The following is a 13,611-nucleotide window of genomic DNA, read 5'->3' as shown; positions in this document are numbered from 1 at the left end:
TACAATTTAACCGCGAATAAATATACAGAAGCTTTCCTGCCACTGTTTTCCGGATATTATTGCTGCCTTTTTCTGATTTTATTGCGAGATAACGAGACTTCCTATCAAACAAAAATCCACAAGGCAAAGACTTGCCTCGCCTATCAAGGCCATTTCTGGTCATCTATTAAGACCGAACTCGGTCGTCTATTAAGACCAACGCCAGCCATCTATTAAGACCAAGCCCGGTCGTCTATTAAGACCAAGCCCGGTCGTCTATTAAGACCAACGTCAGCCATCTATGAAGCCTGAATGATTCCGAAATGAACAAGTGCATTCTTGACGCCATCCTCGTCTACCGAAGAAGTCACATAATCAGCCATGGCCTTCACCTCCTCATTAGCATTTTCCATAGCTACCCCAATTCCTGCCTCACGAATAATAGAAATGTCATTGCCCCCATCACCAAAAGCCATCGTCTCGGAAATATCAAGTCCCAAGTATTCAGCCATAACCTGCAAGCCCTTTCCCTTATCAGCCTCGCCCGATGTTATATCCGTAAATGCCGGATGCCATCTGCCCGATGTACAGTTGCTCAATCTCAGCATCAAGTCAGCCTCCTGTTCTGCGCTGCAGAAAGGCGTAAGTTGCAAGACATCCTCGTTCTTCAAGTCATCAAGACGCGTGCCGAAATCCAGGTTGACAACACCAAGTCCCTCAACAAAAACTTTTCGGACAATATCAGTAGGATGATAAACCACAAGATGACGTTCTCCCACCACGATGACCGAATAATCATTACGATCAGCATCAGCCACAACCTCATCCACATCAGCTCGTAAAATAGGATGCAGACAAACAGTATGATTGCCTACAAAACATCGAGCTCCATTAGTAGTTATATATCCATCTATGAGATGTTCTATTTGACCTAAGTTATTAATAAGCATAATAGGACGTCCCGTAGAGATGTAAACAGCCACCCCATTTCGTTTAGCATCCTCCAGCGCATCTACCGTACTCTGCGGAATCTTATGAGTACGGAAACTGACGAGTGTGCCATCAATATCAAAAAACAAAGCCTTAATCTTCTTATCCATCATATTTTTAAATTTTGCCTACAAAGATAATCATTTCAAAAGTTTTGAATGAAAAAAAGCTATTTATTTTTGTTAATAACGAAAAAAGCATTATCTTTGCGACATGAGAAAAACCTTTCTTATAACTCTGACAATCTTCGCCTTGACATTGATATCATGCGAGAAATTTGCGCTCGAAGAATCCGTTGACACAGGAGAAACTTCAGAGAGCAACGGCAACGTGACCCTACAAATAACCGAAGCAGAGATATCTCATTTCAAGAGAATTACATACAGCATCTTCCGCAATGGAGGAAAGGTGAAGAACATCAACCAGCAGAGTCCCTCCTCCACCTTTGGAGCAGCCACCTTTGCCCTCACAGAAGGCGATTATCAAGCAGTCGTGATAGGGCACAATGGAGAAGGGAACGCCACCGTCTCGTCGCCCGAGAAAATCACATTCTACGAGAACAAAACCACCGATACATTCTGTTACTACGAATCATTCCATGTCACCGAAGACAATCTCAGGAAAGACATCACTCCCCATCGGGTCACAGGAATGTTTGTACTCCACATTAAAGACGCTATTCCATCAACAGCAAAGACCATAAAATTCTATTACACAGGAGGCAGCAGCACCCTCAATGCAACTACAGGATACGGATGCGTAAAAAGCAGACAGAAAGAAGAACGCGAGATGAACCCACAACAGAAAGACTACCGCATCTACACCCTGCCCCACAGCGACGGCAAGAAGTTGCACATCATCATCACCGTCCATGATCAGCAGGGTAATACAATCACAAAGAAAGACCTGAAAGACGTGGAAATCAAGCAGAACAACCAGACCATCTGCTCACTGAACCTCTTTGATGGCGAGGAAGACGGAAGTACAGCCGACTTCCACTTCGACCCCACTTGGGATGGATATATAGAAGCAGAGTTCTAAGTCATAAGTCCTTCCACATCAGAACTGTAATGTTCCTTTTTTCCACAAAGCAAGACAATTTTAGTTTCTTAAATAAATGATAATATCATTTGTTTTGCATTTTAAAAATAATTCCATATTTTTGCATGCGATTAAAGGAATTTTAGATAAAGGAATGAAAAAGATTGTAACTATTTTCGCACTTTTAGGAACATTGCTGTCTGCCGAAGCCCAAAACACATTGAGCCTCGACAGTTGCCGTGCCATGGCACTCCGCAACAACAAGCAGATCAATGTCTCCAGACTTAAGAAAGATGTGGCTTACAACCTGCGCAAATCAGCCAGAACCCAGTACCTTCCCAAAGTTGACGCTATGGGAGGATACGAATGGTTTAGCCGCGAGATATCATTGCTCAACAAGGGGCAGAAATCCACATTGAGCAACATCGGTACCGACCTGTCGTCTGGCTTATCAGGCGGCATGAACGAACTGCTCGGTCAGATGGTAAGCCAAGGTCAGATATCGCCAGACGCAGCACAGCAGTTAGGCCAAGTACTTGGCGAAAAGATGGCTCCCGTAGCCAACAAGCTGAACGCTACAGGCCAAGGCATCGTCGACGCCTTCCGCACAGATACACGCAACATATTTGCCGGAAGCGTAATGCTCCGACAGCCCATCTATATGGGCGGTGCCATCATAGCAGCCAACAAACTGGCAGACATCGGCGAGAACATGGCAGCCAACGATCTGGACCTTCAGACCCAGACCACCCTCTTCAGCATCGACCAAGCCTACTGGATGGTCGTATCACTCAAGCAGAAAGAGAAACTCGCCATCAGCTACCGCGACCTGGTAAAGAAACTTAACGAAGATGTTCACAAGATGATTAAACAAGGAGTAGCCACCCGAGCCGACGGACTGAAGGTAGACGTAAAGGTGAACGAAGCCGAGATGCAGATTACCCAAGTAGAAGACGGACTGGCGCTCTCGAAGATGCTCCTCTGTCAGCTCTGCGGCATTCCAATGAATCAGGAAATAACCCTTGCCGATGAGGATAAGGACGCACTCAACCTCAGCATCGCAAGCACCCACGCCGAACAACAGGCAGCACTCAGCGACTCATCGCTGAGCTGTCGTCCAGAGCTTCGACTCTTGCAGAACGTGACCGATGCTTCCAAGCAAGCCACCAACTTAGTGAAAGCAGCCTTCCTGCCCCATGTGGCACTTACTGGCGGCTACATGATTTCCAATCCTAACGTATGGAACGGTTTCCAGAAGAACTTCACTGGCGTATGGAACGTAGGAGTGCTCGTGCAGATACCTGTATGGAACTGGGGCGAGGGAGCCTATAAGGTAAGGGCAGCCAAAGCCACAGCCCACATAGCCCAAATGAATTTCGACGACACCCGCGAGAAGATTCAGTTACAGGTAACACAGAGTCAGTTCAAGGTAAAGGAAGCAGAGAAAAAACTCAATATGGCCCGCAAGAACATCAACAGTGCAGAGGAGAACCTGCGTTGTGCCAACTTAGGATTCAAGGAAGGCGTGATGGATGTGACTGATGTCATGGCAGCCCAGACAGCCTGGCAGCAGGCACAGAGCCAGAAGATAGACGCCGAGATCGATGTGAAACTCACCCAGGTGGGACTCAACAAGGCACTCGGTATCCTGAGATAAACCTTTTAGAGAGAACAGGCATTACACATACATTTCAGTTATTACACATTATTATATATATACCCATGTCAAAGAAATCACAACATAACAACATTCTGCTGGCCGTCATCGGTTTTACAGCAGTAGTCATTCTCGTAGGCATCATAGGTTTCTTTACCCTTGAGCGCGACGAAGACACCATACAGGGCGAAGTGGAAGTTTCAGAATACCGAGTATCCTGCAAGTTGCCAGGCCGAGTTGTAGAACTTCGCGTCAAGGAAGGCGACTATGTGCATGTAGGCGACACCCTTGCCATCCTGGAAGTACCAGAGATGAAATCGCAGGAGCAAATGCTGAAAGCCACCAATCAGGCCACCGAAGCCCTTAAAGACCTTACCGATGCCGGCGCCCGAAAGGAGCAGATCCAGGGAGCCTATCAGCTGTATCAGCAAGCCATGGCAGCTGCAGAAATAGCCAAGAAGACCTATGGTCGTATGCAGAACCTCTATGACGAGGGAGTCATCAGTGGCCAGAAGCGCGACGAGGCCTTTGCTGCCTATAAGGCTACAGAAGCCCAGGTAGAAGCAGCCAAGAGCCAGTATGACATGGCACGCAACGGCGCCCGCGAACAAGAGAAGCGAGTGGCAGCCAGCAACACAGAAGCCTCAAAGAGCGCTGTCGATGTAGTGAAGAACCTGCTGAAGGAAACCGTACAGATAGCACAGGTGGAAGGCGAGGTAAGCAATGTCTATCCCAAGGTAGGAGAATTAGTAGGTCTCGGCTCTCCCATCATGAGCATCTCCATCATGAGCGACATGTGGGGAACCTTCAATGTACGTGAAGACCACTTGGCAGGTCTCAATAAGGGCGACGAGTTCACCGCCTTTGTTCCAGCCTTTGGCAAAGACATCAAGATGAAGGTTTATTACCTGAAGGACCAGGGGTCTTTTGCCACCTGGAAAGCTACCAAGGATAATGGCGACTACGACCGCAAGACCTTCGAGGTGAAGGCACGCCCCATCTCCAAGTTGGAAGGACTGCGCCCAGGTATGTCGCTCATCATCAAGAAATAAAAAAGTGAAGAGTGAAGAACGAAGAGTGAAGAATTCAATTGTTTTATTACATAAAATTTAGGCTGTTCGTTAAGTACAAAGTTCAACTTTTAAAGTTCTATGTTTAAAAGCTTATATCATATTGCCCTGCGCGAATGTGGCATCATGCGGAAGAATCCCATTTACCTCTTCTGCATGGTGATATTCCCCATTGTCGTCATTCTGTTTTTCACCAGTCTGATGACAGAAGGAGTACCTACCGACATGCCTGTAGGCGTAGTAGACCAGGACCAGTCTGCCACATCACGCCAACTCATCCACAAACTCGATGCCTTCCAGACCACCAAGGTCGTCTCACACTACGAGAACATAGCCGAAGCCCGCAAGGCCATCCAGCGCAATGAGATTTATGCCTTCCTCCTGATTCCCAAGGGAACAGAGAGCGGGCTGATGACTTCCAACCAGCCCAAGATATCGTTCTATTACAGCAGTGTCTCGCTTGCAGCAGGTTCCTTGCTCTTCCGCGATTTAAAGACCATTTCTACTCTTGGAGGTGCAGCAGCAGGAATGGCAAAGCTTTCCGCACTGGGCAAGACGAATGACGAGATCATGACATTCCTGCAGCCCATAGCCATCGACTTGCACATGACGGGCAACCCTTACGCCAACTACAACTACTATCTGTCGAGCGTAATGGTGCCAGGAATCATCATGTTGTTCATCTTCCTGATTACACCTTATTCTATAGGTACCGAACTGAAGTTCAACAGGGCAAAAGACTGGATGCGAATGGCCCACAACAATCCCTATCTCGCCATCGCAGGCAAGATGCTTCCACAGACGCTCATCTTCCTAAGCATCTTCCTCCTGTTCGAGTTCTACATCTACTATGTATTGCAGTTCCCCCATCCTGGCGGCGTTCTTCCCATCGTGCTGTTGGGCTTGCTGAGCGTGTTGGCTTGCCAGTGTTTTGGCATTTTCTTCTTTGGTCTGACACCTTCACTCCGCATGTCGATGAGTATGTGTTCGCTGTGGGGTGTAGTGAGTTTCTCCATCTGCGGCGCCACCTATCCGCTTTTCTCTATGGACTCACCCATACAGGCCATCGGACAACTTTTCCCTATGCGTCACTACTACATGATTTACCAGATGAACATCTTCAATGGATTCCCTATGAACGATGCCGCTCTGCACTGGTGCGCCATGGTGCTCTTCTGTGCCCTTCCCATCCTCACCATATGGAACATCAAGAAAGCCATGCTGGTTTACAAGTACTTGCCATAGGAAAGCGAAGAGTGAAGAATGAAGAAAGAAGAGTGAAGAAACAACGTTCGGCGGCCGAAGGGAAAGCCAATTCAACGGCTTTACTAATCATAAAGTCCAATGTTAAAAGTCCAATATTCTATGTTAAAAAGTAGTTTATTATATAAGATCATCAATGGCATCTGGGATATGTGCTTCATCTGGAAGACCGAAATGCGCAATGTGTTTCGCGATGAGGGCGTTCTCATCTTCTGCATCCTGGTGCCATTAGGCTATCCGCTTCTCTACTCATGGATTTACAACAACGAGGTAGTGCGCGAGGTGGACACAGCTATTGTCGACCTGAGCCACAGCCATACCTCGCGGGAGTTTATTCGCGAATATGATGCTACGCCCGATGCCAAGGCCACCTACTATTGCAACAGTCTGGACGAGGCGAAGCAACTGGTACAAAAACAAGCCGTTCACGGCATTCTCTATATCCCGTCCGATTTCGACACCCGTCTCAACCGTGGCGAACAGGCCCACGTAAGTGTTTATACCGACATGAGTCTGATGCTTACCTACAAGGCCATCTACCAATCAGCTCTTGCTGTGGCGAGCCACATCAATTCGGGCATTCAGATTACGCAGGCTGGCGGCTTTACGGATCGAGACGATGAGATAACCACCGAACCACTTGCTTTTGATGAAGTACCTATATTCAATACCACCATGGGATATGGCAATGCCATCTTGCCTGCGGTATTGGTTCTTATCCTGCAACAAACCATGCTGTTGGGCATCGGAATGGCAGCAGGAACATCCAGAGAACTGCACCGAAACCGCGAGTTAATCCCAGTAAGCCAGCATTACGGCGGCATCTACCGCATTGTATTCGGCAAGGCGTTGGTTTATTTTATGGTTTATGCCGTGATGGGAATGTATCTGACATTGGTAGTGCCCAAGTTGTTTGGCTTCGTCAGCATGGTGACATGGACCACCATTCTCGGTTTCCTCTTGCCCTACATCTTGTCTTGCGTCTTCTTCGGTCTGATGCTTTCGTGCTTGGTAAGATACCGCGAGAATGTGATGCTCTTAGTAGTATTCACCTCAGTACCCTTGCTCTTTATGACCGGTGTTTCATGGCCCTTGAGCAACATGCCCTCCTTCTGGCAGGGCTTCTCCTGGGTATTCCCATCCACATTCGGCATCAGGGGATTTCTCAGAATCAGCAGCATGGGCGCCTCGCTTGCAGATATTCTCCCCGAGTTCCGTGCTCTTTGGATACAGACAGCTGTCTATTTCCTTGCCACCTGCTTGGTATTCCGCCAGCAGTTGCGCTCAGCCAGACTCAAGGCCCATCTTACTGCAGAAGTGGCAGAAGAAGAGGATGAAGAAGAAACAGAACACAAATAAAAAAGTTAGGAATGTTTGTCTACATTCCTAACTTTTTTATTATAGATATATTTCTTCTTATTTTGTTCCTACTATCTTGGTAGGAGCCTGTTCCTTGTTTCGGCGGTTTACTACCGTCACCACACTCTGTGCCAAACTCAAGAAGGCCTGCCCCGTAATGGTATCCACCTTGGTGGCAGCAGGAGCTCCGTCGTCACCGCCCTCGCAGATACCCTGCACGATAGGAATCTGTGCGAGCAAAGGCACATTCATCTCCTTTGCAAGATTCTTGCAGCCTTCCTTGCCGAAGATGTAGTACTTGTTCTCGGGCAGTTCGGCAGGAGTGAAGTAAGCCATGTTCTCTACCAGTCCCAAGATAGGCACATTCACCTTGTCGTTCTGATACATGTCTATTCCCTTTCGTGCATCAGCCAAAGCCACTTGCTGCGGTGTGCTCACAATAATAGCTCCCGTGATGGCAAGTGTCTGAAGCAGCGTGAGGTGAATATCACTGGTTCCTGGAGGAGTGTCGAGGATAAAGTAGTCCAACTCGTCCCAGTCGGCATCAGCTATCAACTGCTTCAGCGCCGAGCAAGCCATACCGCCACGCCAAAGAGTAGCAGTGGTAGGGCTTACGAAGAAACCGATGCTGAGCAGTTTGACACCATATTTCTCGATAGGTTCGATGAGGTCGCGTCCCTCCTTGTGTACCGAGTAAGGACGTGCATCTTCCACTCCAAACATCTTAGGCATAGAAGGACCGAAGATATCGGTATCGAGCAGACCCACCTTATAGCCCAACTTCGCCAGGGCGATGGCGAGATTGGCAGAGACTGTACTCTTGCCCACACCGCCCTTGCCCGAGCTTACGGCGATGATGTTCTTTACCTGTGGCAGCATCTTTCCCACCTCAGGACGTGGAGCCGACTTGAACTCGGTGACGATCTCCACCTCTACGTCCTTCGATATATGATAATGTATGGCAGCCTCGGCAGCCTTTACCGTACTCTTCAGGAATGGATCGGTGTCACGAGGAAACTCCAATATCACCTTCACCTTCATTCCGTCGATGGCAGGCTGATCTGCCACCATTCCGCTTTCCACCAAGTTCTTCTTGGTGCCAGGATACACCACTGTTGCCAGGGCATCCATAATCAACTTAGGATATAATGTCATTTCTTTCTCTGTATTTTTGCTGCAAAATTACGCATTAAATCACGAATAAGCAAATAAAAACTAAATTATTGCAGTTAATGACCAGAGAATGACGGATATTTCCCGGTTTTGTGTAACTTTGCAAGAATGAAACGCAAAATACAAACCATAACAACCCTCATCATAGCCGCCATTACCCTGTGCGGCACACCCCTCAAGACTCAGGCAGCCGAGGCTGCCCGACAAGTATTCTGGACTGACGGCAATTCGCAGGTCAGTTATTCTGTCAATGCCAAGACTTCCGACGTGGTGAAGATAGCCCTGCAGCTCTTCGCCCACGACATGCAGACCATTACTGGCAGGGCTGCCAAGGAGAAAGCCAATGCACCCCTGCAGATATTCCAGATGGACCAGCTCAGCAACAAGGAGTTCGCCATACTCGAGAAGTACAATCTCCCCATCCATCACTTCATCACCAAGAAGGAATCCTTCTATATTGCTACCCGCAACGGCAAGCTCGTTGTGGTGGGAAGCGATGCCCGCGGCACAGCCTACGGCATATTGGAACTCTCGCGCATGGCAGGCGTATCGCCATGGACCGACTGGAATGACTCCAAGCCCCATAAGCAGAGCACCATAGGCACACAGCAGGGATACGAGAGTCTGCAGATACCTGACACCGAGTATCGTGGACTTGCCCTCAACTCCTCACGATGGATGAACAGCCGGAACTTCAGCAGCATCGCCCGCCTGATGTTGCGACTGCGTGCCAACACCCTGTGGCAGGAGAGCTCCCATCACGAAGTACTCTACGACAAGGCTGTCACAGACAGTTTCGACATCATCATAGGCTCAGGGCACAAGGTGCTGCAGGCACAGGGCAAGAAGCACAAAAAGCACAAACACACCATCAGCGACATCAAAATACTGTGGAGCAATCCCCAGCTGTGGCTGAGAAGCAGCGCCCCCGGCGTCATCGTGCAGGAAATGAGCACGAAACACGAAGCCTGCATCGCCAATGTGTACAACCCCAAGAGTGCAGCCTATCAGCTGCAGCTCGTCATGGACATGGCATGGAACCGCAAGAGTGTATCCGCCTCCACCCTCACCAAGCATCTTCAGTCATGGCTCTCATCTCAACTGGGCAGCAACCTGGGCCGTCATCTCCTGCCCATCATGAAGGAGTACTACAGACTCACCTCCATCCGTCAGCCCGAATACATGATTATGCCATTCGGCAACATGGAGTTCCACTCCGGCGAGTTTGGCAACGAACTGGAACGTTACCTCTATGCCTACGACCAGCTCAAGGCCAAGGTGGCTGGCATAGAGCGCTCTGTGCCCAATGAGTTGAGCGATACCTATTTCCAGTTGGTGAAATACCCCGTCTTCTCGGCAGCCCTCATTGCCGAAAAGGAGTTGGAGGCACAGGAAGCACGCCATATTGCCCGTCCGGGACTGTTCGACAAGGACGATGAAGCCAAGGCGGCAGCAGCCCTCAGCCTTGACGCCTATCAGCAGCTCAAGACTTTGGTGCAACACTACTGCAGCATAGGGAAAGGGAAATGGCGCAACATCATCGACCCCAACGACGGAGCCTTACAGATGCCACAGTTGCCTGGCCGTCTGAGCAACGAGCAAATAAGTCAATACAAGCAGGAAGCCTTTGACCGCGAGACCGACTTGCGCCCTCTGCGTGCCATGAGCAACGACATCATCGCCAAGAATGCATACGAATGGAACAGCACATCGGGCAAACAGCCCGCCACGCTCCTTCCCCTGTCGGGCCATAGCAACCAGTGTGTCCTGTTGCCCAAGGAGTCGACGCTCCACTACACCTTCAGCATTCTGAAGGGAGGCGACGCCCGCTTCACCCTTGCTTCTCTGCCCGACTATGCGGGCAACAAAGGCAATCAGCAGGTAAGCATCCGCATCGACCAAGGCGAACCTGTAGTCATATCGCTGCACGATGACTACAACTCTTCTTTATGGAAGAGCGACATCTGGCGCGGACAGACCTTGAAGAGCATCTTTATCACTCTCGAGAAGGGCGACCATACCATTGACATCACCGCTCTCGACGACTCCGTAATCCTCGACCAATGGGTTCTCGACTTTGATGTCGACCGTGAGTATTATGCCATACCGACAGTCAACAAGATGTAAGTGCCGGCACGTCTGCAACTTTTGTAACTTCCCCATTAGCGGAAGTTACAAAAGTTGAGTAAGATTTTATCAGAAAGAGAAGAAGAGGAGTCGGGCTATTTGCCTGTTTCCTTGGGTGTGCGCTTGTCACGACGATAGCTGCGATAATCGTCGAGAGGAATCTCCTTGTCGGGCTCCACCAGTTCGCCCTGACGTGGCAACTCAAACTTCATGTACTTGATGTTGAGTCCGCGCTCTATCCACATACTCTCATAGTAAGTCTGGATGGAGAGAATCTTGCGTGTCACGTCGTCGATGCCTTCATGATGATAGAGGTCTTCGGTACGGAAGAGCACAGGCAGATGATTCTCTTGCACCATATAGGTGGTATAGGTGAAGAGGAAATTGGAATCGGTCTTGAGATGGATGATGCCGCCATCCACGAGGAAGTGGCGATAACGGTTCATGAAATAAGTGGAGGTAAGACGCTTGCGAGGATTCTTCATCTGTGGATCGCTGAAGGTAAGCCATATCTCCTGCACCTCGTCCTGGACGAAGAAGCGGTCGATGATCTCGATGTTGGTACGCAGGAAAGCCACGTTCTTCTGTCCTTCCTCAATGGCTTTCTTGGCTCCAGTCCACATACGGGCGCCCTTGATGTCTACTCCGATGAAGTTCATCTCTGGATAGAGTTTGGCAAGTTCTACGGTATATTCGCCCTTACCACATCCCAACTCGAGAACGATGGGATTGTCGTTGTGGAAATACATCTCACGCCATTTGCCCTTCATCTCGAAAGGCACGTCGTCTACCACACTATAAGGGTACTGGAAGACATTCTCGAATGCCTCCATGTCTGCAAACTTTGCTAATTTTCCTTTGCTCATGTATCTGTCTTTGTTGTTTTTGCGTGCAAAGTTACAGTTTTTTTATGAAAAAAGGCACTCTTGCCAGACTTATCTGACAGGAGTGCCCTTAACTTTTGCAAATAAGGAATGTTATTCGATAACAACTGTGGTCCAGCCATGCTTGTCCTCGATGGTGCCATACTGAATACCACGGAGAGTATCGTACAGGTGCTTAGAGATAGGACCAGGCTTCTCGCCAAAGTTATAGCGCTTGCCAGTATCGAGGTCGTCGATGTAGCTGATTGGACTGATAACCGCAGCAGTTCCGCAAGCACCAGCCTCCTCGAATGTATCCAGCTCGTCCTCAGGAATCTGTCTGCGCTCCACCTTCATACCGAGGTCTTCAGCGAGCTGCATCAGGCTCTTGTTGGTGATAGAAGGGAGGATAGAAGTACTCTTTGGCGTAACATAGGTGTTATCCTTGATACCGAAGAAGTTGGCAGCACCACACTCGTCCATGTACTTCTTCTCCTTTGCATCGAGATAGAACTCGCAGGCATAGCCTTTCTCGTGAGCGATATTGTTGGCTCTGAGCGAAGCAGCATAGTTGCCGCCCACCTTATATATACCTGTTCCGAGAGGAGCAGAGCGGTCGAAGTCACGAATGATGACGTAAGGGTTGGTAGAGAAACCACCCTTGAAGTAAGGACCCACAGGAGTGACGAAAATGAGGAAGCAATACTCTGTGGCAGGATGAACACCCACCTGTGCGCTGGTACCGATGAGGAGCGGACGGATATAGAGTGTAGCACCACTCTCATAGGTAGGAATCCACTCCTGGTTGAGTCGAACCACCTTCTTTACCATTTCCTCAAACATCTCAGTAGGTACTTCAGGCATCATAATGCCACGGCATGTACTCTGCAAGCGAGCAGCATTCTCATCCATACGGAATACGCGCACCTTGCCGTCAGGACAGCGATAAGCCTTCAGGCCTTCGAAAGCTTCCTGTCCATAGTGAAGGCAGGTAGCAGCCATGTGCAGTTTGAGATACTCATCAGAGCAAACTTCTATTTCGCCCCATTTTCCGTTGCGATAGTAGCAGCGAACATTGTAATCGGTCTGGCGATAGCCAAACGACAGATTAGACCAATCCAAGTCTTTCATAACATTTACTTTTTTAATGTTCTACTTATATTTAGCTGCAAAAGTACAAAATAATCCGTTAATCTGCAACTTTTTTATCTAATATTTAGTAAAATAGTCAGCTTATTGAAGTTTCGCATGTCAAGGAGTTATCTTTTTAAGGAGTTAAGAAGTTAAGGAGTTAAAGGAGTTAAGGAGTTAAGGAGTTAAGGAGTTAAGACAACAGCTTTTGTGGACTTGAAATTAAACATTGCCCTCCAAGGCATTTGTCTTAACTCCTCAGCGACCGAAGGGAGCGATAACTCCTTTAACTTCTTAACTCCTTAAAAAGATAACTCCTTTAACTTTCCCCCTATTCTTCACTCAGCAACTTTTTGATTTCCTCGTCCGTCTTAGTGAGTTTATCCTTGCAGAGTTTCACCAAAACCTTGGCACGCTTCAGTTGTTCGGACAGTTGGTCGATGTCCAACTCATCGCGCTCCATCTTGTCCACGATCTCCTCCAGTTCGCTGACAGCTTTTTCGTATTTCATTTCTTGGTTTTCCATTATTTGTATGTTTTAATGTTTACTTTGATTCAAATATTGCCAGCTTTATCCATACGCCCTGAAAGGGCAGAAGCCCTTAGCCCAGGGCAACGCCCTGGGTTGTTATGGACGCAAGGTTGTCGCCCTGTAAGGGCAAAAGCTTTAAAACTCCAGGCAATTAGTAAAGCTTTTGCCCTTACAGGTAGGGTGTTCAAAATCCGTTTAAAATTTGGCACGTTTTTTAGTCGAATAATCGGTTTAACTAACTGATATTTCAATAATTATCGACACGAATATTGCGCAGAACTAAAAAAAGTCACATTTTTGAATTCTTAACACGTTGATTTCGTGTGAATTAGCTTGTATTTCGACGCAAAAAACGTGTCGAAAAATTGATAGATTTTGAACACCCTACCTTACAGGGCGCCTTGCTGATTGCCAGTATACCCAGGG

At 48.3% G+C, this 13,611-nt stretch carries 12 protein-coding genes; 7 read left to right on the top strand and 5 right to left on the bottom strand.

From position 1 onward, the window contains the following. Positions 1-216 (top strand): hypothetical protein (locus F7D20_RS13030; RefSeq protein WP_228114092.1); only part of this gene is annotated, 216 nt, incomplete at its 5' end. Between the two features lie 62 nt (positions 217-278). Here F7D20_RS13030 and F7D20_RS03380 read toward each other — a convergent pair. Then, on the bottom strand, positions 279-1,079 hold the full coding sequence (locus tag F7D20_RS03380) for a Cof-type HAD-IIB family hydrolase (protein ID WP_158462850.1): 801 nt from the start codon (positions 1,077-1,079) through the stop codon (positions 279-281). A gap of 103 nt (positions 1,080-1,182) precedes the next feature. On the opposite strand from F7D20_RS03380, the gene F7D20_RS03375 reads away from it, so the two are divergent. The 5 genes from F7D20_RS03375 to F7D20_RS03355 all read left to right on the top strand — a co-directional run bounded on the left by F7D20_RS03375 (position 1,183) and on the right by F7D20_RS03355 (position 7,359). Continuing rightward, positions 1,183-2,010, top strand: coding sequence for a hypothetical protein (locus tag F7D20_RS03375; RefSeq protein ID WP_158462849.1), 828 nt, complete (start codon positions 1,183-1,185; stop codon positions 2,008-2,010). A gap of 154 nt (positions 2,011-2,164) precedes the next feature. Further along, positions 2,165-3,667, top strand: a complete 1,503-nt coding sequence (locus F7D20_RS03370; RefSeq protein WP_158462848.1) for a TolC family protein — start codon at positions 2,165-2,167, stop codon at positions 3,665-3,667. A 65-nt stretch (positions 3,668-3,732) separates the two neighbouring features. After that, on the top strand, positions 3,733-4,719 hold the full coding sequence (locus tag F7D20_RS03365; RefSeq protein WP_158462847.1) for an HlyD family secretion protein: 987 nt from the start codon (positions 3,733-3,735) through the stop codon (positions 4,717-4,719). Between the two features lie 99 nt (positions 4,720-4,818). Next, positions 4,819-5,982, top strand: coding sequence for an ABC transporter permease (locus tag F7D20_RS03360; protein ID WP_158462846.1), 1,164 nt, complete (start codon positions 4,819-4,821; stop codon positions 5,980-5,982). 120 nt (positions 5,983-6,102) lie between these two features. Continuing rightward, the gene (locus tag F7D20_RS03355; protein ID WP_158462845.1) at positions 6,103-7,359 is read left to right on the top strand and encodes an ABC transporter permease; all 1,257 of its coding nucleotides are present in this window, start codon (positions 6,103-6,105) and stop codon (positions 7,357-7,359) included. 57 nt (positions 7,360-7,416) lie between these two features. Here the strand turns inward: F7D20_RS03355 and F7D20_RS03350 are convergent, their stop codons facing one another. Then, positions 7,417-8,514, bottom strand: coding sequence for an Mrp/NBP35 family ATP-binding protein (locus F7D20_RS03350; protein WP_158462844.1), 1,098 nt, complete (start codon positions 8,512-8,514; stop codon positions 7,417-7,419). Positions 8,515-8,640: 126 nt separating this feature from the next. On the opposite strand from F7D20_RS03350, the gene F7D20_RS03345 reads away from it, so the two are divergent. Continuing rightward, the gene (locus F7D20_RS03345; protein ID WP_158462843.1) at positions 8,641-10,659 is read left to right on the top strand and encodes a glycosyl hydrolase 115 family protein; all 2,019 of its coding nucleotides are present in this window, start codon (positions 8,641-8,643) and stop codon (positions 10,657-10,659) included. Positions 10,660-10,754: 95 nt separating this feature from the next. Here the strand turns inward: F7D20_RS03345 and trmB are convergent, their stop codons facing one another. The 3 genes from trmB to xseB form a co-directional block, all read right to left on the bottom strand. Continuing rightward, positions 10,755-11,525 (bottom strand): tRNA (guanosine(46)-N7)-methyltransferase TrmB, encoded by a 771-nt coding sequence (gene trmB, locus F7D20_RS03340; RefSeq protein WP_022252602.1) that lies wholly within the window; start codon positions 11,523-11,525, stop codon positions 10,755-10,757. Between the two features lie 111 nt (positions 11,526-11,636). Then, positions 11,637-12,653 (bottom strand): branched-chain amino acid aminotransferase, encoded by a 1,017-nt coding sequence (locus F7D20_RS03335; protein ID WP_158462842.1) that lies wholly within the window; start codon positions 12,651-12,653, stop codon positions 11,637-11,639. A gap of 331 nt (positions 12,654-12,984) precedes the next feature. Further along, the gene (gene xseB / locus F7D20_RS03330) at positions 12,985-13,179 is read right to left on the bottom strand and encodes an exodeoxyribonuclease VII small subunit (protein ID WP_158462841.1); all 195 of its coding nucleotides are present in this window, start codon (positions 13,177-13,179) and stop codon (positions 12,985-12,987) included. Positions 13,180-13,611: the final 432 nt, after the last annotated feature.

Source organism: Segatella copri, from assembly GCF_009495355.1.
GTDB lineage: Bacteria > Bacteroidota > Bacteroidia > Bacteroidales > Bacteroidaceae > Prevotella.
This window is presented reverse-complemented; position numbering and strand designations above follow the sequence as displayed.